General features: G+C 41.4%; 22 protein-coding genes and 1 tRNA gene. 11 read left to right on the top strand and 12 right to left on the bottom strand.

Annotated features, from left to right (window positions below):
- Positions 1–21: 21 nt before the first annotated feature.
- Entirely contained in the window at positions 22–360 is a 339-nt protein-coding gene (gene glnK / locus BUA59_RS15730) for a P-II family nitrogen regulator (protein WP_012071322.1), read from the bottom strand.
- Positions 361–519: 159 nt separating this feature from the next.
- Here glnK and BUA59_RS23880 point away from each other — a divergent pair, with 159 nt between their 5' ends.
- Complete coding sequence (locus BUA59_RS23880; protein WP_175550785.1) at positions 520–657, top strand: hypothetical protein; 138 nt, start codon at positions 520–522, stop codon at positions 655–657.
- 195 nt (positions 658–852) lie between these two features.
- On the top strand, positions 853–1,092 hold the full coding sequence (locus BUA59_RS15725; protein WP_072840635.1) for an accessory factor UbiK family protein: 240 nt from the start codon (positions 853–855) through the stop codon (positions 1,090–1,092).
- A 78-nt stretch (positions 1,093–1,170) separates the two neighbouring features.
- Here the strand turns inward: BUA59_RS15725 and BUA59_RS15720 are convergent, their stop codons facing one another.
- Positions 1,171–1,392, bottom strand: a complete 222-nt coding sequence (locus BUA59_RS15720) for a TIGR02450 family Trp-rich protein (protein ID WP_072840634.1) — start codon at positions 1,390–1,392, stop codon at positions 1,171–1,173.
- 107 nt (positions 1,393–1,499) lie between these two features.
- Here BUA59_RS15720 and BUA59_RS15715 point away from each other — a divergent pair, with 107 nt between their 5' ends.
- The 3 genes from BUA59_RS15715 (at position 1,500) to rep (ending at position 6,437) form a co-directional block, all read left to right on the top strand.
- Positions 1,500–3,011 carry a YifB family Mg chelatase-like AAA ATPase gene (locus BUA59_RS15715; RefSeq protein WP_072840633.1) on the top strand — a complete coding sequence of 504 codons (1,512 nt, stop codon included), beginning with the start codon at positions 1,500–1,502 and terminating at the stop codon, positions 3,009–3,011.
- 290 nt (positions 3,012–3,301) lie between these two features.
- Entirely contained in the window at positions 3,302–4,231 is a 930-nt protein-coding gene (locus tag BUA59_RS15710) for a bile acid:sodium symporter family protein (protein ID WP_072840632.1), read from the top strand.
- Positions 4,232–4,388: 157 nt separating this feature from the next.
- Positions 4,389–6,437, top strand: a complete 2,049-nt coding sequence (gene rep / locus BUA59_RS15705) for a DNA helicase Rep (protein ID WP_072840631.1) — start codon at positions 4,389–4,391, stop codon at positions 6,435–6,437.
- A gap of 12 nt (positions 6,438–6,449) precedes the next feature.
- Here the strand turns inward: rep and BUA59_RS15700 are convergent, their stop codons facing one another.
- Complete coding sequence (locus BUA59_RS15700) at positions 6,450–6,788, bottom strand: c-type cytochrome (protein ID WP_072840630.1); 339 nt, start codon at positions 6,786–6,788, stop codon at positions 6,450–6,452.
- Positions 6,789–6,931: 143 nt separating this feature from the next.
- Between BUA59_RS15700 and BUA59_RS15695 the strand changes: the two genes are divergently transcribed.
- Complete coding sequence (locus BUA59_RS15695; RefSeq protein ID WP_072840629.1) at positions 6,932–7,225, top strand: putative quinol monooxygenase; 294 nt, start codon at positions 6,932–6,934, stop codon at positions 7,223–7,225.
- A 205-nt stretch (positions 7,226–7,430) separates the two neighbouring features.
- Positions 7,431–7,507: transfer RNA gene (locus BUA59_RS15690), tRNA-Arg, on the top strand.
- Between the two features lie 435 nt (positions 7,508–7,942).
- Here BUA59_RS15690 and BUA59_RS15685 read toward each other — a convergent pair.
- The 3 genes from BUA59_RS15685 to BUA59_RS15675 are packed head-to-tail and all read right to left on the bottom strand — an operon-like array spanning position 7,943 to position 11,038.
- Entirely contained in the window at positions 7,943–8,542 is a 600-nt protein-coding gene (locus BUA59_RS15685) for an ECF-type sigma factor (protein WP_072840628.1), read from the bottom strand.
- A gap of 3 nt (positions 8,543–8,545) precedes the next feature.
- Positions 8,546–9,742: a hypothetical protein gene (locus tag BUA59_RS15680; RefSeq protein ID WP_072840627.1), complete on the bottom strand. Its 1,197-nt coding sequence runs from the start codon at positions 9,740–9,742 to the stop codon at positions 8,546–8,548.
- Between the two features lie 15 nt (positions 9,743–9,757).
- The gene (locus BUA59_RS15675) at positions 9,758–11,038 is read right to left on the bottom strand and encodes a serine/threonine protein kinase (RefSeq protein WP_072840626.1); all 1,281 of its coding nucleotides are present in this window, start codon (positions 11,036–11,038) and stop codon (positions 9,758–9,760) included.
- Between the two features lie 208 nt (positions 11,039–11,246).
- Here BUA59_RS15675 and BUA59_RS15670 point away from each other — a divergent pair, with 208 nt between their 5' ends.
- Genes BUA59_RS15670 through BUA59_RS15660 form a run of 3 tightly spaced genes read left to right on the top strand, consistent with a single transcriptional unit; the run spans position 11,247 to position 13,859 of the window.
- The gene (locus BUA59_RS15670) at positions 11,247–11,633 is read left to right on the top strand and encodes a diacylglycerol kinase (protein WP_425435123.1); all 387 of its coding nucleotides are present in this window, start codon (positions 11,247–11,249) and stop codon (positions 11,631–11,633) included.
- Positions 11,620–13,302 carry a phosphoethanolamine transferase gene (locus BUA59_RS15665; protein ID WP_084122479.1) on the top strand — a complete coding sequence of 561 codons (1,683 nt, stop codon included), beginning with the start codon at positions 11,620–11,622 and terminating at the stop codon, positions 13,300–13,302. The genes BUA59_RS15670 and BUA59_RS15665 overlap by 14 nt, the downstream gene beginning before the upstream one ends.
- Positions 13,299–13,859 (top strand): phosphatase PAP2 family protein, encoded by a 561-nt coding sequence (locus BUA59_RS15660; RefSeq protein ID WP_072840624.1) that lies wholly within the window; start codon positions 13,299–13,301, stop codon positions 13,857–13,859. Before BUA59_RS15665 ends, BUA59_RS15660 begins: the two co-directional genes overlap by 4 nt.
- Positions 13,860–13,943: 84 nt before the next feature.
- On the opposite strand, the gene BUA59_RS15655 is transcribed toward BUA59_RS15660, so the two are convergent.
- From BUA59_RS15655 to BUA59_RS15630, 6 genes are all read right to left on the bottom strand, one after another.
- Positions 13,944–16,043, bottom strand: coding sequence for a TonB-dependent siderophore receptor (locus BUA59_RS15655; protein WP_072840623.1), 2,100 nt, complete (start codon positions 16,041–16,043; stop codon positions 13,944–13,946).
- A gap of 94 nt (positions 16,044–16,137) precedes the next feature.
- Positions 16,138–16,947 carry an ABC transporter ATP-binding protein gene (locus tag BUA59_RS15650; protein ID WP_072840622.1) on the bottom strand — a complete coding sequence of 270 codons (810 nt, stop codon included), beginning with the start codon at positions 16,945–16,947 and terminating at the stop codon, positions 16,138–16,140.
- On the bottom strand, positions 16,944–17,984 hold the full coding sequence (locus tag BUA59_RS15645; protein ID WP_072840621.1) for a FecCD family ABC transporter permease: 1,041 nt from the start codon (positions 17,982–17,984) through the stop codon (positions 16,944–16,946). Before BUA59_RS15645 ends, BUA59_RS15650 begins: the two co-directional genes overlap by 4 nt.
- Positions 17,981–19,003, bottom strand: coding sequence for a FecCD family ABC transporter permease (locus tag BUA59_RS15640; RefSeq protein WP_072840620.1), 1,023 nt, complete (start codon positions 19,001–19,003; stop codon positions 17,981–17,983). The genes BUA59_RS15645 and BUA59_RS15640 overlap by 4 nt, the downstream gene beginning before the upstream one ends.
- Positions 19,000–19,977, bottom strand: a complete 978-nt coding sequence (locus BUA59_RS15635) for an iron-siderophore ABC transporter substrate-binding protein (RefSeq protein ID WP_072840619.1) — start codon at positions 19,975–19,977, stop codon at positions 19,000–19,002. Before BUA59_RS15635 ends, BUA59_RS15640 begins: the two co-directional genes overlap by 4 nt.
- Before the next feature lie 133 nt (positions 19,978–20,110).
- Complete coding sequence (locus tag BUA59_RS15630; protein ID WP_072840618.1) at positions 20,111–20,860, bottom strand: DUF6597 domain-containing transcriptional factor; 750 nt, start codon at positions 20,858–20,860, stop codon at positions 20,111–20,113.
- A 172-nt stretch (positions 20,861–21,032) separates the two neighbouring features.
- Here BUA59_RS15630 and BUA59_RS15625 point away from each other — a divergent pair, with 172 nt between their 5' ends.
- Positions 21,033–22,205, top strand: coding sequence for a coiled-coil domain-containing protein (locus BUA59_RS15625; RefSeq protein ID WP_072840617.1), 1,173 nt, complete (start codon positions 21,033–21,035; stop codon positions 22,203–22,205).
- Positions 22,206–22,212 lie beyond the last annotated feature (7 nt).

The following is a 22,212-nucleotide window of genomic DNA, read 5'->3' as shown; positions in this document are numbered from 1 at the left end:
CTTGTATAAATCGAGCAGTTATTAAACTGCTTCTACACCAGTCTCGCCGGTACGAATACGAACCGCTTGTTCAAGGTTAACGATAAAGATCTTACCGTCGCCGATTTTGCCAGTGTTTGCTGCGCCAGTGATGGCTTCAACCACTTGGTCGGTCATTTCATCTGCAATGGCAAGTTCGATTTTTACCTTAGGTAAAAAATCCACTACATATTCAGCGCCGCGGTATAGTTCTGTGTGGCCTTTTTGACGTCCGAAACCTTTCACTTCTGTTACGGTGATACCTTGAACGCCGATTTCAGAAAGTGCTTCTCGAACATCATCGAGTTTAAATGGCTTGATGATGGCAGTTATAAGCTTCATACCCACTGTCTCCTTTAAAAGTCAGTTTTATTGTCGTATCGCAGGTAATTAACCTTATTCAATATGCGTGCCATATATGGACACGCCCTTATAACAATGGCTTTGTAAGGATTTTGTCGACTTTTCGGAATTAAAAAGAGCATCAGATGGCTTTATTTAGTGCGGCATATTGGGGTGTCTGCATTGGTTATTGCGTTAACTTGGTGCGAGTGGGTAATTAATGCGAGTGATGTTGTTGGGCGAGATCCCTATCTTATTGCTTCTGATCAGAAAACAGACATTTGGCTAAAAGTGTAATGCGTGCCTTATTTAGAGGATTTGTTTTGATTAAAGCCCGCGATATTTTATTTAGCGCACAAAAAAGAGGCAATTTAATGGTGTTGTGTGTTTATAACGGAGCATTGATATAAAGATGTGCAGCCGAGAGCTTGTTTGCACCTTACTTAGGCTTCTATACTATTAAGTATTGTAAATGCAGAAAATGAGAATGACATGATTGATCAATTTATAAAGCAACTTGGAACTGGACTAGGCCAAGCCGCAGAAACATTGGGTAAGTTGCCAAAAGAAGAAATTCAGGCGCAATTGCATGAGGTGGCTCGTAATACGTTAAGTAAAATGGATTTAGTCACCCGTGAAGAGTTTGAAGTGCAAGCGGCGATGCTAGCCAAGTACCGTGAAAAGCTCGCTGCATTGGAAGTACGTTTGAACGAGTTAGAGAAAAACGACTAACTCGCTTTCTTACAGTGGTTTGATATGGACAGTAGTCTGAAATAAGTAATCGCTTGATATGGAAATGGTTTAGATTGGCTATTTCCAACCTTGAAGCCAATTATCTGGTGATGCCAGTGTTTGCCAAGGCAAGCAATACTGATTTTTGTTGATAACAGCCTCAAGAACACATTCCACAACCGTGTTTTCTTCATCTCGAATCAGTTTTGTGACGATGAAGTGCTTCTCTTTTTGTTGTGGCGATGTGGATGTCCATTTTGACAGCAGAAGTTTGTTGGGATTTATTTGGTTGAAAGCCATTTTTTAACCTTAATTAATAGGTATTACCTATACGAAACAAGTGAAAAGCTGGATTACTTTTTATCCAATAAAGCATCATAAAGAAATAATTTGATCAAGGAGTGATCATGAGTTTAGCCACTATTTATAGTCGTGCCCGTGTGGGTGTGTCTTCCCCTTTAGTTACCGTCGAAACCCATATTTCAAATGGATTGCCTTCCCTAAATATAGTGGGCTTGCCTGAAGCCGCTGTTCGAGAAGCGAAAGATCGAGTACGTAGTGCAATTATCAACAGCCATTTTGAATTTCCTACCCGACGTGTCACCATCAACTTAGCTCCAGCGGATTTACCCAAAGAGGGTGGCCGATACGATTTGGCGATTGCTATCAGTGTGTTAGTCGCGTCCGGGCAACTCGGAGAGTTGAATCTTCGTGACACTGAGTTTATAGGGGAGTTGGCTTTGTCGGGTGATATTCGTGGTGTGCCAGGGTTACTGCCATCTGCTATTGCTTGTCACCATGCTAATCGCCAACTGATTCTTCCCGAAGACAATCAGCAAGAAGCTGCTTTAGTGGAAGGTGACACGGTGTTTGCCAAACATCTTACCCAAGTTACAGCTCATCTACTAAAATTAAGTAAGTTACCTGCTTGTGTCTCTAAACCCACTGAGCCCTTGCCTTTGGATCATAAAGACATGCGTGATGTAAAAGGTCAATATCAGGCTCGTAGAGCGTTAGAAGTTGCCGCAGCGGGTGGACATAATCTATTGTTTATTGGCCCAGCAGGAACAGGTAAAACCATGTTGGCGTCACGTTTACCAAGCATTATGCCCGCTATGACAGAAGCCGAAGCGCTGGCTGTAGCGTCTGTTCAATCGGTGGCTGGGCGAAAAATGGGACTAGACTGGTATTGGTCCGAACGTCCCTTTCGATCTCCGCACCACTCTTGTTCAGCTGCTGCATTGGTTGGAGGCGGTTCAATACCTAAGCCAGGTGAGGCATCTTTGGCGCATTGCGGAGTGCTCTTTCTTGATGAATTGCCAGAATTCGACCGTAAAGTGTTAGAAGTATTGCGCGAGCCCTTAGAAAGTGGTGAGGTGCATATTTCACGAGCACGTGGACAAGTTACCTTTCCTGCTCGCTTCCAATTGGTTGCAGCAATGAACGCTAGTAATGAAGCCTACAATGGTGGACAAGATTATTATCAATCCAGCGCCAGCCAAAAATACCTCAAAAAACTCTCCGCACCCTTTTTAGATCGCATTGATTTACATGTAGAAGTGCCGCCTTTGCCTTCTGATGTTTTAGTGAACGCACAAGAAGAAGGAGAGTGCAGTGCTTATGTTCGTGAGCGTGTGGAACTCGCGGTCGCAAGGCAGAGAGCTCGACAAGGAGTACAAAATGCATTGCTAAGCGGTCGACAGTTGGAGGCTATTTGTGCGTTAAGTGATGACGACAAACAGTTCATGCAACAGGCGCTGGAGAAACTAAAGCTCTCGGCTCGTGCTTACCACCGAGTCTTAAAGGTTGCGCTCACCTTGGCAGATTTAAACGATTCTCCAGTCACCAGAGCGCATTTAATGGAATCATTAAGTTATCGAAAAATGGAAAAAACCTTATCGATGGCGGTGTCTTCTTAAACATATTATTTAAAATAGACATTTAAGAAATGCTGCTTAAAAACGTCATGTGAAGGTTTGTAAAAGTAAATTTTTTCTGCCGTATTGAAGGCTTAATCATGTCTTTAATACGGTGTAGTTCAAGCTTTTCTGCTCTTCTAAATGCAAGATAAAAGCTGTTTTAACTTTTTTCATTTCGTTACAATTCTCCTCCCGTTTTCGGGACTAATAATAATTAAATAGTCGTTGCGTGCTCAAGTTTGTCGATTTATTGGCGGCGAAGGTAAGTGGCCTATGTGGAGTGTTGTCTTATGGTTATCCAGCTGTTCCCTTTTTGGGCATTGTTGTTGTCAGCAATTGCCTTTTTTCAACCGGATTTATTCGTCGGTTTGAAAACCCAAATCGTTCCGTTATTGACCATCATTATGTTAGCGATGGGATTGACCTTAAGCCCAGCAGACTTCAAACAAGTTTTGAAGAATGGTAAAGCAGTTGGCGTGGGTGTGTTATTGCAATTTTTAGTCATGCCGATTGCCGCATTCTGTGTTGCCTTTGCATTTGGTTTTGATACTGAGCTAACCGTTGGCATGTTGTTAGTAGGCAGTGTAGCTGGTGGTACGTCATCAAATGTTATGTGTTATTTAGCAAAAGGCGATACGGCGCTGTCAATTTCTATGACGGCTATTTCGACCTTGCTTGGCGTGATACTGACACCATTTTTAGTGTCTCTAATGATTGGTCAAAGTGTTGATGTGCCAGTGGCTGGTATGTTGCTTAGCTTACTTAAAATTGTATTATTACCCGTTGCTGCGGGTGTATTGATTAATACTTTTTTCTCGAAGTTTGTTCGCAAGGCTGAACCGATTTTTCCTTATATTTCGATGTTTGCCATTGTACTGATTATTGCTATTGTTGTGGCCTTGAGTGCATCTAAGATCGTTCAGGTTGGGCTTGTCGTTGCAGCAGCCGTAATTATCCATAATGCGATTGGTTTGACCTTGGGTTACTGGGTGACTTACTTGCTTGGTTTTGATGCGCGTGTTTGCCGTACTATTGCCTTCGAAGTCGGTCTGCAGAACTCTGGTCTAGCCGCAGCGCTAGCGGTGAAATTCTTCACGCCAATGGCGGCTTTACCTGGAACTATTTTCAGTGTTTGGCACAATATTTCAGGTTCCTTGTTGGCGAGCTATTGGAGCCGTCGACCTGTTGCTGAAAATAACAGCGAAGAAACGTCTAAATAAGACATTTCGTTAGCGTTAAAAAAGGGATGCCATTTGTGCATCCCTTTTTTGTGCCTGTTGATTTTTGCTCTTATGATTTTTCTCTCAGTGCGAGAAGCTTCATTGTCGGTTACACTTACGGCTGATTTTTAATAGCCATACGAGCCAGAGTTTTTCCATGAGTCAGTCCATGCCATCCATATCCCATCGTCTTCGTAATCTGAATGAGCGTCAGCTAGATGCCGTCAAACAGATCGATGGACCTTTGCTAGTATTGGCGGGTGCTGGATCGGGAAAAACCAGCGTAATTACCACAAAAATTGCCTATCTGATTCAAACATGTGGCTTCAAAGCTAACAGCATTATCGCGGTAACCTTTACCAATAAAGCCGCGCGAGAAATGAAAGAACGTGTTGTCGGTATGTTGTCTAAACAAGAAAGTCGAGGCTTAAGCATTTCGACTTTCCACAATTTAGGTCTACGGATTCTTCGTAAAGAGTATCGTCGCGCGGGTTTAAAAGAAGGCTTCACCTTATTTGATTCTCAAGATTCCCTTAGCTTGATCAAAGAGATTCTCGACAAAGAGTTTAACGGTCAAACTGACTCTGCTGCGTATTGTCAAAACACAGTATCTAATTGGAAAAACGATCTAACTACGCCACAAGAAGCCATGACCAATGCGGACACCGAAGAGTTTCTGCTAGCGGCTCAAGTATATGTGCAATATCAGCGTTATTTGCGTGCTTACAACGCCGTGGATTTCGATGATTTAATTTTATTGCCTGTTAGTTTATTAATGGCCGATGCAGAGCTGCGCGATCGTTGGCAGAACAAAGTCCGTTACTTGCTGGTGGATGAGTGTCAAGACACCAATGCCAGCCAGTATGAATTGATTCGTTTGTTAGCTGGATTTCGTCGTTGTTTCACTCTAGTAGGCGATGATGACCAATCTATTTATGCGTGGCGTGGCGCACGTCCTGAAAACCTTGAGCGTTTATCTGTCGATTACCCGAGCTTAAAATTGGTTAAGTTGGAGCAAAACTACCGTTCGACTAAAACCATCCTGAAAGCGGCCAATACGCTGATAGCGAACAATCCGCATATTTACGATAAAGCCTTGTGGAGTGATCACGAAGAGGGTGACCCGATTCGTGTCATGGTGACCCGTAATGAAGACGCTGAATCTGAACGTGTGGCGGCGGAAATTCAATCACGCCATTTACGTCATGAAATTCCCTATCGAGATTTTGCCATCTTGTATCGTGGTAACCACCAAGCACGCTTGTTAGAAATCAAGCTGCAAGCTTACCGTATTCCTTACAAGATGAACGGTGGCACTTCGTTTTTCTCACGGGCCGAAATCAAAGATCTAATGAGCTATCTGCGTCTTTTGGTAAACCCTTCCGACGACAACGCTTTCCTACGCATCGTTAACTTGCCGCGTCGAGAGATTGGACCAGCCACGCTTGAAAAAGTGGGGAATCTTGCCACTGAGCGCGGCGTGAGTTTGTTTGAAGCATCAGGTTATAAAGAGCTGGAAGACACCGTTACTGGCCGCTCATTAAAAAGTTTGCAGGACTTTGAGCGCTGGATGTCCAACTTGCGACAGCGTTTAGAAGGCGCATCGCCAGTGCCCGTGATCGAGCAAATGATTCATGACATGGATTATTACGGCTGGATTCAAGAGCAAACATCTTCCAATAAAGCAGGCGATCGACGCATCGAAAACGTGCGTTTCTTACTCGATTCTATTCAGCGCATGATGGAATCTGCTTGGGAAGAAGACGAAACTGCAGGCTTGGATCAAGCGATTAGCAAGTTGCTATTAATCGATATGCTGGAACGCCAAGAAGAAGAGGAAGATGAAGACAAGGTGCAGTTACTGACGCTTCATGCCTCCAAAGGTTTGGAATATCCGCATGTGTTTTTGATCGGTTGTGAAGAAGAATTATTACCCCACAGAAACAGCATAGAAAACGATGACATCGAAGAAGAGCGTCGTCTGGCTTACGTTGGCATCACTCGGGCGAAAAAAACCTTATGCATTACCTTAGCTGCAAAGCGTCGCCAATACGGTGAAGAAATTGACTGTATGCCGAGTCGATTCTTGGATGAACTACCGGAAGAAGATCTTGTATGGGAAGGCCGCAGCGACGAAGGGGAAAGCACTAAAAAAGAACGCGGCCAAGCTTCATTATCTGCCTTAAAAGCCATGTTAAATGGCTAAGTAGTTAAACAGCTAGTTGCTTGAGCTATTGTCGATCATGTATTGAATCGCACCACGTAGCTCATTTTCACTGCAATCGAAGCATAAACCTTTTGGTGGCATGGCTTTAAAACCATTTGTCGCATCTTTTAATAAAGTGTCTATGCCTTTTTCAACGCGTGGTTGCCAATCCGCTTTATTACCAAACTTCGGAGCGCCAGCAACGCCATTCATGTGACAAGCAATGCAATAGCTGTTGTAAAGAGTTTCGCCAGAACGAGCGGCATGTGCAACAGAAGAAAGCGCAAGAGCAAGGCTGGCGAAACCAAGAATAACGATGCGTTGTGTAAAAATCGCGATAGAAAAAGTCACAATGAATCCTTAGCGATGAAGAGTCAAAAACGATACAGTGATTAAAACACAAAGACGTGTTTTCCATCGCGTAATTTTTTATTCCGCTTTGTATTTTACTTCTACTTTATTTTTGTAACATATTAATAAGACAAGGAAAAAACATGACCACCGAACTCGTTCTCGTCGCCAATATTAAAGCCCATCCTGGCAAAAGTGCAGAGTTAAAAACTGCTCTAGAAGCTTTACTTGTACCAACTCGTGTTGAAGCAGGTTGTTTGCAATACGATCTGCATCAAGACAACAATAACGCCGAGGCGTTTGTCTACTTTGAACGTTGGAGCGGTTACGATACTTGGCAAGATCACATGAAAACAACCCATATCAATACCTTTTTGGAATCGACTAAAGACATTATTGCTGATTTTAGTGTGACTGAGCTGCATAAAATAGGCTAAACTTTTTTCTTATGAGTTAGCAGTTGGTAGTTTAAGCTGCTAACGAGAAATCTGATTGATAGCCAAGCAATAAAAAATAGCTTATATCTGTTCTTTATTGCTTTAAGCACTGGAATCCTGAGGGATTTCCTTTAGAATACGCACTCCAATTTGTTCTGGTTTACTTTGCATCTTGCAAAAGTATTAATGCCACGCAACAAGTCATGCGCCCGTAGCTCAGCTGGATAGAGCGTCGCCCTCCGGAGGCGAAGGTCGGAGGTTCAAATCCTCTCGGGCGTACCATTTTAATAATGGTCACTAACTCTGTAACCCACGTATTTGCTGGGTTTTAGAGAGTTTCTACTTCGAATTTCTTTTGGGCGATGCAACTCATTTTTTCTTATGGGACAAAATTGGGACACCTCCTAAAAAACTGTTTATGAGGGTTCTTTCGAGCGTCTAAATTTCATCTTTCAAAAAAATGAACTGTTTTGTCTAAAAACGGTTCATCGATTCGGTTTCCTAATTTCTTCGTGCTTACCTCAAGACAAGATATGTCTAAGAGGGGTTGTGCATTTAGAGCTTCTTCTCTTAGCTATGAAAGAGGAATTTTAGTTATGGCAACATTGGGTTTAGACAGCAGCGGACTTTGAAATTTGTAGTTCGTTACTGATAGAAAACTTGAGAGGTCAGCGTTTTAGTGACAAGTTTATTTTTTGATATACATTCCTAGCTTCTTTACATATGACTTATTGTCTCAAATTCATTGTGAGAACTTGTGTGTAACTTTGATTTTAACCACCTACGTACAAAGAGGAGGTCTTTCTCGATTAAGCTATCGCTACATTTATATAACTCAGTCAGCTCTTTAGTAGACAAGCCTACTAACTGCTTTAGTTTGAAGATTTCAACCTGCCTTGAATAGTTTGACTCTAATTTCAAGAGTAACTTTTCAATAGAAAGGCTTACTTCCATAAAAGATAATTCATCGTTAGTAGCACTATTAAATACACCAACTGTACTATCTCTTTTTTTTGCTGTTTTCTTCCTCGATATATCCGATAAAACTTGATTGATCAAGGTGGCAATAGCTAGGTAAAAATCTCGTTTACTATTTAATTCTTCACGAGGAAAATGAGTCATCTTAAGATATGCTTCGTGAACTAAAGCCGTAGTTTTTTCCTGATCTTCTATGATTTCTTTCGATGAATTAGGATGGCGTTGCTTTTGAACACGAGCAATGTCTTTTAATCTTTGGTAAACAAAAGTATATAAAACCTTTTCGGCATTTTTGTTTTTTTCACCAAATAAAATATATAGATTAGTATTATATTCCAATGCTTATTTGACTCTCTCGAATGTGGTTATAGAAAATATTTCTTTTTTCTTGTTTTTTATTTCATTTGGATTGTATGAGTATTTATAAAGAGGAGCACTCTCTAAATCATCAGAAATGGGGAAGTACTCCCATTCAGTATATTGTACTATATTGTTTTGATCTTTATATTTTACTGCGGCATTAACTTGAGCAATTGTTGCTGTTGCCCCTTTATTTTTAAGCCACCACATATCAATATATTTCGATGAAACATCTATTTTATAGCTTTCAACTGACTTTATGCAGTTAGATTTTGTTTTATTAGACTCAAAAATTTGATCACCTTTTATTAAGATGCAACCAGTTTTAATTTCTTCTTGTCCTATCTCTCTATAGCGCCATAATCCGTTAAATTTTAAGCTATCTATATCTTCTTTTAAAGGCGTTAACCAGAGGTATTCAGCTAAATTCAAATGAGATATTCCATCTTGCTTTCCTATGCCCTTACTCTTTTCGACCAAGATTTTACTATCTTGATCATAATGCATTGCGACACTTCGATATTTTTCATTACCTTTATTCTCTACGGCATAAGCAGTCAAAGAGTATCCATTAAGGTCTTTAATAGAGCAGCCATTTAATGCACAGCCGAGAATTCCGCCTTCAAAACGAGAAAAATCGTCGATTGGCTCAAAGCTTACATTTTTTTTGGTACTAGGTTTGCGCTCACAGTTCGTAAAATCATCGCCTATACTAGGGTACTCATAAATCCCTTTAGCAGTTACTTTGTAATACGTTTCACCAATTGGCCCTGTGTAATTTTCAGTAGAATATTTAGATACATCATAAAAACATAAATCACCATTTTTATCTGCTTTCTGTACAACGTAATTTGTTAGCGTTTTATCTAATGGTTGAAAAGCCACTTCTTTAAAATTTGTGTTTTTTGAATTTGTTAGTTTTTTATTTAGCTTTAATATCTCTATTTTTTTGTTTTCAGTTAAGTAGAAAGTAACATCGTCACCTGTATTGAAATTATAATATCCATTGTCTGTTAATCCGAATAAACCACTTGACGTTTCATAATATATTTCCATATCCATTTTTTCGGAGAGTTGAGCTTTTTTCGTGTCTGCAATTGTTTTAAATGACATCATAGTTATTGTTACGAGGAAAATTGATTTAATTAAATCGATCTTTAATGTTTTGTTTTTCAGCATTTTATATATTTCATTTTATTTGTGATTGTAAGTTTTAGACGGGCTTATTAGTTCTTTAAGTAATTTCCCTTTCATTTCATCAGATATGTCTTGATTTGATAGAATTTTTCTTCTAGTTAGATCTAACATGGTATCCAAAGTTGCTTGTCTGTATTTTTCATCATCGCTGTAGTGTAATAAATTTGCTATTTCGAATAATAAACTTTCAGCTGCTTTTTTCTCAAGTTCAATTTGTTTGTTTTTTAAAAAGATAGACATCCAGAAGGTAATTAAAGTTATAAATACGATTGAAATTAATAGAGATATAAACCGCCTTCTTTTAATGAACTTTTTTAAAATATAAATATAGTTTCCCTTCATCACTGATATGGGTTTTATTTCTAATATATTTTTAACATCATTCTTTAGCTCTGTAATGTTAGAGTATCGGTTGGATGATTCATGCTGAGTGGATTTATTGATTATTTTTTCTAGCTCTTGGGAATTATAGTCTCTAGTTAATTCTTTTAATAATTTTCCTGATGAATAGATATCTATACTTTGTGTTAGTTCTTTTGACTCTAATTGTTCTGGACTTGAATATTCAGAAGTGAATGCGGATATACCTTCTATGTCTGCCCCTGTTTTTGTTTTTATAAATAAATTGAAATCTATGAGTTTAGCTCTTCCTATCTCATCAATAATAATGTTTGAGGGTTTGATATCTCCATGTATTATATTTCTTGAATGTGCATGTTCTAATGCACTGCAAATATCAATGAATATACTAAGTTTTTCATTTTGACTTATATTCTTGTTTTTTAAATGGTCTCCTAGCGTTGAGCCATCAATCCATTCCATAGAAATATAAATATGTCCTTCGTGCTCTCCTCCGTCAAATACTTTAGCAATATTAGGGTGATTGAGACTTGCAAGAAGTTGTGCTTCACGAAATAAAGCCCATCGACCAATAACTTTAACCAAAGCAGGTTGTATAAATTTTACCGCTACAGATTGTTCAAAGGTTTGATCATTTCTTTCGGCTTTATAAACGACGCCAATCCCACCAGAGCCTAGCTTATTCTGTAGTTTATATTTCCCTACAATAGAGCTTTCTAAATAGATGTCAGAAGAGACTGCGTATGAAGCTGATACAGAGAGAATTTTTGTAAGGTCAAAGTCTGCATTGAAAGAAAGTTGATCATCAATATCTTTAAGTAGCTCTGGATGTTTTCGTTTCAAGTCTTCAATGAATTCACAGCGTTCTTCCTCATCCATGTAAGATGTTTTGTGAATTAATTCAGTAAGAAGTGGCATTAATTTAACCTTACACAAGATTAGGCTGTCAGTGTCGCGTGAGTATAACTGATTAATTTAGATGAAAAAATAAAAAATAATTTACGGGTTTCCTTTCAAAATACGTATCTTTGCCTTAGGAAAAGACGTTTCTAAAATCCTCCACGATGAAATTTTAAAGCCGTAGTGTTTTTTGTTCAAAAAACATCCAGTTAAGTCGTGGGAGAGCGTGTTGAAGTCAAGTTACACAGGGATTATGCGAGTTATTAAAGCTGCTGGATATTCATATCAAGGCTTTAAAGCTGCTTTTAAATATGAAGCAGCAGTCCGTCAAGAAACAGCTCTAATTTTAATAATGGGGCCAATCGCCTTACTTTCAGATAGCACGGGTGTAGAAAAAGCAATGTTGATCTCAACTTTGTTACTTGTGCTTATTGTTGAGTTACTTAACTCAGGAATCGAAGCTGTCGTAGACCGTGTAGGTGATGAATATCATGAACTTAGTGGTCGAGCAAAAGACATTGGTAGTGCTGCTGTTTTTGTTTCGTTAGTGGTCTTAATCGCTAGTTGGAGCTTAATTTTAGGTGATGAGGTGCTGTCTTATGCCTTTAATTAGAGCTTTTTTAGCCAAAGGAAATATGCTTGGGAAATTTGGAGTTATACGTTTTTTTAGACGCCCTATTTCATATAGTTTTCTTAGTACATTGGTCGGGATATATTTCGGAACAATTTTAAATGCACCTATTATTAATGAATTTATAAAAGTAACGAAAGGTACGGATTCATTCAGCTACGCTCTCATTGTTTCAATTCCAATTTTATTATCATCAGTTTTTGTTATTGTATTTCAGTTATTTGCTTTTCCACTAATAAATAAGTTGATATTCATTCCGCTTATTATTACTTCAGCATCCTGTGTATATGCCACCTTACATTATGGCGTTATTTGGGATATCGGAATGATTGAAAATACAATCGAGACAGATCCATCCGAAGCATTAGGTTTTCTTTCTTTTGGATCTATATCGTTTGTGATTATGCTTGGTATTTTTCCATCTATTTTTATTGCGTTGAAAAAGACAGGATTTAGAGCGACTCTATTAAAAGAAATCTCAGAACGAATTATTACTATTTTAATTGCTGTTTTTGTTGGTTTTCTAGTTGTTAAAATTAATTACAAAGAAATAGCAGCTGTAGGGCGCAACCATTCCTACATGGATAAAATGGTTACTCCTACTCATGTGTATGGAACTTATAAATATTTAAAAAAGTATGTATTTTCTGATCCTATTGAATATAGAGAGCTTGGGGATGATGCGAAAATAATACCGAATCATTCGAATAAACCGAATCTAATTTTTGTGGTTCTTGGTGAAACCGCTCGCTCACAGAATATTCAATACAATGGCTATTCTCGCAATACAAATCCTTATACAGAAAAATACGACTTAGTTTCATTTTCTTCAGTTGAATCCTGTGGAACAGCTACAGCGCACTCTGTGCCATGTATGTTCTCGAATTTATCTCGTCAGTCTTATAAAAAAGAAGTCGCAAATAGTCAAAGTAATGTTCTAGATATTATTCAAAAAAGTGGCTATCAGCTTTTATGGAAGGAAAATGATGGCGGTGATAAGGGAGTCGCCAAACGTATTCCATTTGTCGAATTAGCTCGAAATCGATCTGAATTTTGTGATGGCAGCTATTGTTACGATGAGGCACTAATCACGGATGTAGATAAAAACATCCAAGATATGGAGGCCCCAAACAAACTGCTTGCTTTTCACATTATTGGCTCTCATGGGACGACATACTATAAAAGATACCCTAAATCTATGTCTGTATTTGAGCCAGCCTGTGAAAGGCAGGACATTGAGCAATGTACTGACCAAGAAATCGTTAATGTTTATGACAATACGATTGTTTATACCGATTTTATTCTTTCTCAACTGATTGAAAAGCTAAAAAAATATCAAGAGAAATATAATGTCGGTCTTATATATGTTTCAGACCATGGAGAATCTTTAGGTGAAAACGGGCTGTATTTGCATGGTGCGCCATATGCATTTGCTCCCGAATACCAGACTCAAGTGCCTTGGTTTGTATGGTTGCCAGAAGAAACGGCTACCGCTTTCAATATAGATATGGATTGTCTAAAAGCATCAAAAGATACAGACATTTCTCATGATTACTTTTTCCATTCATTACTTAGTCTTGCTCGTGTCTCTACACAAGAGCTGAACCCAAAGCTGAATATATTTAACGCATGCTTGGGGGCTCAAAAATGAGATTACGACAAGCTTTTGTTAAATTAGTTAGGGCGATAGTTGTCTGTTTATTTGTGTCTTGCTTTAGTGCGGTTCATGCTGATGATGGTATCGTGCGTGCTGGAGATAATCTTCAGATAGGTATTCCACTGATGGCTGGTATGGTTTCATTAATGAAAGGTGACTCTGAGGGTACTAAGCAATGGGCTGAGGGGGCTTTGTGGACTTCAGTTGCAACACATACTCTAAAATTTGCAGTAGATGAAGAGCGTCCAAACGGAAATGACAATAATTCATTTCCTTCAGGGCATACTTCAGCCGCTTTTCAAGGTGCGGCTTTCTTGCAGATGCGTTACGGATGGGAATACGGTGTGCCAGCTTATGCTGCTGCTTCTTTTGTTGGTTATTCTAGGGTGCATGGTGAATATCATTACTGGCGTGATGTCGCAGCAGGAGCTGCGCTAGCCGTGGGTGTTCAATATGTCATAACTGGTATGGGAAAGAGTGTTAGAAACCTCGTAGTTGCTCCAATTATTGACAGAAATGCGTATGGACTTTATGCATTCATGAGTTACTAGTTAGTGTAAATAAACAAAGCCAGTATGGGTGTCCATACTGGCTAAATAAAAGGGATGGTGTTCGATTTATTGTCTTACGGCTGTTTACCAGCTGTGGTTTAAAGTAAGGGTTATATCTCGGCCTGGGTTATAGAAATCCGCTGAACCAGACCCCGCAACGTATTCTTTATCAAGTAAGTTACTGATATTCATAGAAAGTTGAGTGTCTTTTGTAATGTCATAGCCAAATGAAGCATCTACTATTACTGCGGATTCACTTTTCGAATCGTTGGTATTAGTGAAGTAGTAGGAACCGATGTAACGCGCCCCTAGACCGACAGACATATCTTGGCGTGGAAGTGTGTAATGTCCCCATACAGAAGCGGAATGCTTGGGGGTGTATGAGATCGTTTTGCCTTCGTAGGTATCATCTTTGGTAATCTTTGGCTCCATGTATGAGTAACCACCGGAGATGCTTAAATTATCGGTTAATTCCGCGCGAGCTTCTAGATCCACACCTTTCACTTGGTTTTTACCAATGGTTTCACGAACGATGCCGCTACTTTGGAAAGAAGAGGTTTCTACATTGCTTTTTTCAAGATCGTAAACAGCAATAGAGAACAGGGCGTTCATATTACTTGGCGAGTATTTAACGCCGACCTCAGTCTGTTCGCCGCGGACGATTTTTGTACTCGTCGCAGATGGCGGAGCTACGGACTCTACTTGGCTTATGTAGGCAGACACTTCATCGTTAAATTTATATGTAAATGCCGAGCGGAAAGTGTCTTCTGAAAAGTCATTTGAAGATTTTGTCTCGGTCAAATAGTTCATTTGACTAACATCAATGTCGTCGTGTCTAGCGCCAATAGTAAGAATGTATTTATCATCTAACGCGAAGTTCTGCTGAATTAACACGGCTTTTGTTTGGTAATCAGTTTTTGTGTTTCCGTAAACTGGCGTGTTTGTAGGGGCACCAGAATAAATAGGATTATTAATATCAATACTTGAAGCGCTTCCATAGTAAGTAGTGGAATCTGTCGTCGAATCTTGATACTCGATACCAAATACAGTACTGCTATCTAGGCGGTCAAAACTAATGTCATATTGCCCTAACAAGTTGCCATTGAACTGCTCTAATTTAGAGTCTTGGGCGTAGTAGTCGCGTCCCATAGTGGTTCCAGACGTGTCAGCAGAGTATTTGCTTAGGTACAAATAACCAAAGCTGTCTTCAGCATCACTGTAGCGTAAGTTTGAAATGACTTTAAAGCCATTATCAAGCTTGTGGGTAATATTGGCGCTGATGTTGGTTCGCTCTACATCGTGGGAATTATAATCAGGTTCACCATAAAATAGGCTGCTGTCATAGTTTTTGCCAGCAGGATAGCCGCCGCTGTTTGGTGATGAATCGGTTTTTAGGTAGTCAACAATTAGGTTGGCTCTGGTGTTGTCATTAGGCTCCCAAGCAAGGCCGCCCATGATGAATTGTGAATCATCTTTTGAGTAATCGTATTCTCGGTCACTGTCTTTTACCTTGCCTGTTAGTCGGTAGGCTAGGGTTTTGTCTTCATCAAGTGTGTCGCCAACATCGATACCCATTTCTTTATGGTCGTTAGAGCCATATGTAACGAAGGCATTATTAAAGCGATAGAATTTTGGTTGTTTACTGACGAAGTTTATGGATCCGCCAGGGTCTGCAGGACCAAATAGAGTCGAATTCGCGCCGCGGATTACCTCAACGCGCTCGAAAGCATAAGCGTCTTCTCTAATGCCTCTCATAGAGCCAAGCGTTAGTCCATCACGATAGGTTGTGGCGCTAAAGCCGCGAATTTGGAAATAGTCATTTCGGTCATCTGTACTGTAATAACCTGTCACTGTGCCTGGTGTATATTCAAGCACTTCTTCTGTGGTGCTGGCGCCACGTTGCTTGATTTCTTTTTCAGTGATGACAGAGACAGACGCTGGCGTGTCTTGAATGCTGGTAGCGACTTTGCCGCCGACCCATAGTTCTTTGGCCACAACTGATTCTGAGTCATCATCGGCTATAGCTTGATCATTCACCATGATAGGGGAAAGTCGAAAGGTGCCTGCCTCATTTTCTGTTTCTGCATACCCAGCAATTGGTGTGAGTGCGGAGCAGCAGAAAAGTGTCGCGACAGCGCAGTGGCTTTGCTTTAACTTTAAGGGAAGAGTGCTTTTCTTGTTCATCTTTGGTTCCTCTATAATTTCATAATATGAAAATAGTGTTGCTAATGATTATTGATATGTATTTGTTATGGATAAGGGTTTCAGTCTGCTTTATTTAAGTGTGTTTTATTCTATTGTGACGCCCAATGGGTAAAACCATTGGGCTACCGGAAATTGGGTCTGTGATGACTTGGCTCTGCAGATCAAAAACAGCGTGAATCATATCTTCTGTTACCACCTCGTTTGGCGTTCCATTGGCAAAGACTTGACCTTGTCTTATGGCGATGAGCTGGTCTGAATAACGTGCCGCCAGATTAAGATCATGCAATACCAATACGATGGTGGTGCCACGGGTTTGGTTTAGGTCGACAAGTAGGTCCAATACTTCAATTTGGTGAGCGACATCCAAGAAGGTGGTCGGCTCGTCTAACAGCAATATGTCGGTTTCTTGCGCTAATGCCATGGCGATCCAGACGCGTTGGCGTTGACCACCTGATAACTCGTCTATTTCTCGGTCCAAAAGCTCGGTGGTTTTGGTAGTTTCTAGTGCCTTGGTAATGGCTTCATCGTCTTCTTTGCGCCATCTTGACAGGAATCCATGATGGGGATGTCTGCCTCGGCTGACTAGATCGCTGACCGTGATGCCTTCCGGTGCAATCGGTGACTGAGGGAGTAAGCCGAGTGTTTGCGCTAATTGTCGCGTTGGCATGCTGTGTATCGATTTGCCATCAAGCAAGACTTGGCCATTAGACGGCGATAACAAGCGTGACATAGTGCGCAATAAGGTGGATTTTCCACAGGCATTGGCGCCAATAATAGACGTAATTTGACTGGGTTTAATGTCAATGTTGATATCGTTCAGGATGGTTTTTTCACCGTAACCAGCAGCAAGATGATCGGCAACGAGTTGGTGTTTTAGTGTCATAGTGAGCCACCTTTACGATTGACACGAATAATAAGATAAATAAGGTAGGGCGCGCCTAGAGCGCCAGTAATCACACCGACAGGGTAGCGACTAGGCAGCAAGAATTGTCCGATGTAATCACCGCCCATGACTAAGCAAGCGCCCACTAAACCGGAAGGAATCAGCAAAGAACCATTGTTCTTCACAAGGCGAACCGCAATGGGGCCTGATAAGAAAGCCACAAACGCAATAGGCCCTGTGATTGCGACTCCCACAGCAATCAGCCCAACAGCCGACACAATGACGGTAATGCGTGTCATGCCGACTCGAACACCCAATGCGTGGGCGGTATCGTCACCCATTCGTAATGCTTCTAAATCTCTGCTTCGGCTTAGTAAAAATCCACCGAACACCAATAAAGAGAGAATGAGTGGCAATGCTTGATGAATTTGTGCGGAGTTCACACTTCCACTGAGCCAGCGCATGGCTTCTTGGCGATCCCATGCTTGGGCTTGGGATAACAAATACACAATAAAGCTTTCAATCATCGCAGAGACGCCAATGCCAACCAGAATAAGTCGAGCGCCTGACGCTCCATTTCGATAGGACAATCCATAGACTGCTAAAGCGACCAATAAGCCTACTGCGATTGAGAAGAAGGCCACGCTAGTGCCATCCATGTGCAGCACAATAATGGCAAACACCGCGGCGGCGGTCGCACCTGAACTCACTCCGATAATATCGGGGCTGGCCAATGGATTTCTCAGCATGACTTGGAATGCCACACCAGCCATACCAAAACTCATACCGACGAGAAGGGACATAATCGCTCGTGGTAGGCGCAACTGACCCACCACAAAAGACGCGCTTGGGACATGTTCACCCAATAAAACGTTTATAACGTCTTGTGGTGGTGTAAAGGATTGTCCCAAGGTTAAGGTGATTGAAAACGCAGCCACAGCCAATAAGCAAAGTAAGCTAGCCACGCATTTCCAGCGCTTAGATCGTTTTTTACGTCCATTGGTAACGCGTGCGAGCGTCGAGTTTGTGTTAATCATAACTCTTTCACCCGTTGTCGACGGACAATCCAGATGAAGAAAGGTGCGCCAACAAAGGCGGTCACGACGCCGACAGAGAGTTCGCTTGGTCTTGATATAATGCGTCCTAACACATCCGCACTTAATAATAAGCAAGCACCGACAAGCGCTGAAAAAATGAGCAGCCAGCGATTATCCACTCCGACAAGCAGTCGACATAAATGGGGAACTACGAGACCGACGAAGCCGATAGGACCGCAAATGGCGGTTGTTGCTCCGCACAGTAGCACAGCAGACAGCCAAGCGATGGCACGAATCCAGGCGACATTTTCTCCCAGACCCGCAGCGATATCGTCCCCAAGCGCCAGTGTATTGAGCTTTCTAGCCACAAATACACTGAGTAAAAAGCCAGCGATTAAGAAGGGCAGAACGAGCTGTATGCTGTCAAAGGTAGCACCACCGACGCCACCTATTTGCCAAGAGTTAGCGCTGCCAGCAATGTCATTTCTTGGCAATACGACAGCTACAATAAAAGAAGACAGCGCTGCAGATGTGGCGGCACCTGCCAAAGCGAATTTGAGTGGGGTGGATTTGCCGTATCCTAATGAACTAATGAAATAGACAAAGATGGCCGTTATGCCTGCCCCCAATATGGCGAGCCAAACATAGGTCTGCAGTTGGTTGATACCAAACCACGCTAGCCCAACTACAACAAAAAAAGCGGCACCAACATTAACACCAAGAATCCCAGGGTCGGCTAATGGATTTCGGGTCACACTTTGCATAATGGCACCCGATAACCCCAAGGCGCAGCCTGCAAAAATGGCGAGCACTGTGCGTGGTAGGCGCATGGTGACAGACGCTTCTCCCATGGTATTCATCTGGCCTTGTAGCGCTCCTATTATCTCTTTCCAAGAGACATCTCTTGTCCCAATGGCAATAGAGGAAAAGCTCAACAGCAGCAAAGCTGCGATGACGACGAATAATGCAATGGGCTTCTGCTGTAAAAGGCCTTTATGTTTGGAATTGTTCTGGCTCATTTGGCATTACGAGCCGCTTCTGCGAGTGCTTGAAGGTAATCATCTAACACCCAAGTAATAGACAATGGTGTCGGATTAGCCGCGGTCGCCATTTTGCTATTACCCAGCATGACGATAGAGCCATTTTTCACCGCTCGCATTTTTGACATAAGTGGGTTCGATTCTAAAGGCGCCAGCAATTCTTTATTTCCATAGGTAACGAAAATGTCTACGTCGTTAAACATGTCTATTTGCTCAATGCTGCTTTCGCCAGAGAAGAGCCCATCTTTACTGATGTCTTTGATGCTTTGCGGAGAGTGCATGCCGAGATCATCAAAAAATTTCACACGGGTATCATTGGCGCTGTAAAAACGAATGACGCTTAAATCGGTTGGATCCAGATGCGTGATAAACATGGCGGATTTGCCTTTTAATTCTGGGTATTGATCAACACGCTCGGCGATGTCTTTTTCAATGCTGGCAATGAGCTCTTCGCCTTCTTCTGCCATTCCCAGCCCAGCACTATTGAGGCGAATCATGCTGCGCCAGTTGGTAGACCAAGGCTTGTCAGGGAAAGCGACGACCGGCGCGATCATGCTTAGCGTGTCGTAATCGGATTGGCTTAAGCCGGAGTAAGCCGCCAGAATAACGTCGGGTTGTGTGGCGGCAACCGCTTCGAAATCTATGCCATCTCCTTCATCAAATAATACGGGTGTCTTGGCGTTTAGTTCTTTAAGTCGCGCAGCAACCCAAGGTAACAAACCATCGCCATTGTCGTCTCCAAATGTGGCGGCAGCAAAACCAACAGGAACGATGCCTAACGCAAGGGGAACTTCATGGTTTGCCCATGCCACAGTCGCAACGCGTTTGGGTTTATGAGTAATAGTCGTCGTGCCGAAAGCGTGTTGAATCGTAATAGGGAAGCGTGAGTTATCTGCAGCCCATGTATTGCTTAAAAAGATAGAAATAATGGTGATAACGATAATCAAATTCATATTATGTTTGTGCCATGCCAATCAAATAGAGTGCGAAATAAAGGAGCGAGGTCGTTAGGGATTACAATGTAATGAATGAGTTTTTATGGAAATGAATCTCATCATCAATTGCAAAACGAGTCGGATAATAGAGCTAATCTTGTGAATATAATTGTACAAATCGGTCGTTTTCATTCTGAGCCAACTGCTTAGGCGTAAGACTGGAGTACTTTTTAATCAATTTGATATAGTGAGATTGGTCGTTGAAGCCTTCTTTAGGGAAAAGCTCTCCTGCTTTTAAAGAGTCGAAACTGTGGCGAAAACGCACAATATCGCAGTAGCTTTTTAGTGGTAGACCAAGCCATTTATTAAAATAGCGATTGATCTGACGGCTACTCCAGTTTGCTTCCTCTGCTATCTCAGTTACCGTGATGGCACCATGAGATTGGTAGATTAGCTCGGACATCCTCTTTTTTCTGGAGTCGATGGGGCCGGTTAGCTGAGCAGAGAAGTACTGGCTTAGCTTTTCGCAAAAAGCGTTGAAGTTTTCTAGGTCGCTTAGTTGTATGCCTGCAAAGCCATTTTCTAATGTGATGCGATCATTAAGAATGTCTGCGACAGAGGTACTTAATAAATACTCTGCGGCTAATATCTTTAAACGAACGCCGAGCAATATTGAGTGCTTGGGCATGGATCCGAGTTTCGAGTCTGTTTCCAATCCAACCAGAGAAATGTGAAGCGGGTATTGGGTGTTGTGGAAAAAGTACAAATCAATTCCACCATCAGGGAAGGTGGAAAGCTCTTCATCTTCATCGCTTGGATTTTCGATCATCCAAAAGCTTTCAACAAATGGGGCTAAGTCGTCGCTTGGTTCTAATGACGTTAGTTGAATGGTCTCTTTCATTACCTAATCGCAAAAGTTGGAGGTGAGTGTGGCGCGTTCGTTCCTTCGATGGCTACTTTAAATCTAAGTAGATAGTATAACGATTAAAAAGCGATCTTCTAGCTTCAATTGAGATAGATTCGTATTTAGATTTGGATGTTATAAATAAGCGTAGGATAGGAGAGAGCGAAGAATGCTCAAGCAACTAGGCAAGATAAACGGTTATTACATTGCGATCCTGCTGGCGATTGTTTTCTCTTGGTGGGGCTTGCTAGACACCAAAGCGTCTGAATATGTTTCCTCTTCCTTAGTTCAGGCGTTAAGCGCATTTGGCTTGGCTAAATTGTTTAACGCGACTGTTTCTGTATTGCAAAGTATCCAAATCAGTGTGTTTGTCAGCTCCGTTACTATTGGCGAATTATTAGATCCCTTTAACGACATGGTGGAAGACTTCTCAGGTGTAATGAAGGTGGCTGTGTCGTCGCTTATTTTCCAAAGTATTCTGCTAAAAATCATTGCTACAGTGTATTTCAAAGCCTTTGTGACCTTGTCGGGTTTACTGTTTGGTTACTTGTATTGGGTGAAAAGTCGTTTTATCGAAGTGGCTTATAAAGTGTTTGTCACAGCTGTGGGCGCGAAGTTCTTATTGGTGCTGGTGGTTTTGTTATCTGCGTTGGTCGATGCCTCATTTTTGAATGAAGAAAAGACGCAAACCATGGATAAAATACAAGTGCATTCAGACGAAATGAATGAAGTGACAACTGGCTTAGGTGTCGCTGCGGATCTCAAACAATCCCTTGATAAAGACAAGCAGACGATACAAATTAAACTGGACGAGCAACAGAACGTGCTGTCTAACCATGGTGCACGTTTGGTGGAATTAACCGCTCAGAATGAATCTCTAAATCGACAAATATCGGCACGTAAAGATACGTTATCAGCCTTAGATATTCTGTTTAATAACGATGAAATACTAGCGGATCTGCGAACACAGCAAAGCGCCCTGAGCGATGATCGCCAGCGTACAGAACAAAACATCAAGACCTCAAAAAATAAGATAAATGCCTTGCAGCAATCCATTGATGATCTAGGTAATCTTACCTTAGAAGACCAAGGTTTTTTCGCGTCCATCAAACAAAGCACTTTTGGGCTGAGTCATTTTAAAGACAAGATCAGCGAGTATGTGGGAACCCTCAATGGCTTGGTAAATGACTTCCTCACACTACTGGCGTTATTTGCCTTCAATACCGTGTTGATCCCAGTGTTGTTTCTCTATCTGGGTGCAAAAGGCTTCAAGTTAGTTTGGCAAATGAAACCGTCTGATCTGATAGAACGGGCCAAACAAGGCGTAAAAGAGAGCCTATAAAGCGCTG

The organism is Marinomonas polaris DSM 16579 (assembly GCF_900129155.1).
GTDB classification, from domain to species: Bacteria; Pseudomonadota; Gammaproteobacteria; order Pseudomonadales; family Marinomonadaceae; genus Marinomonas; species Marinomonas polaris.
Note: the sequence above shows the minus strand (reverse complement) of the source record. Positions and strands in the feature narration are given on the sequence as shown.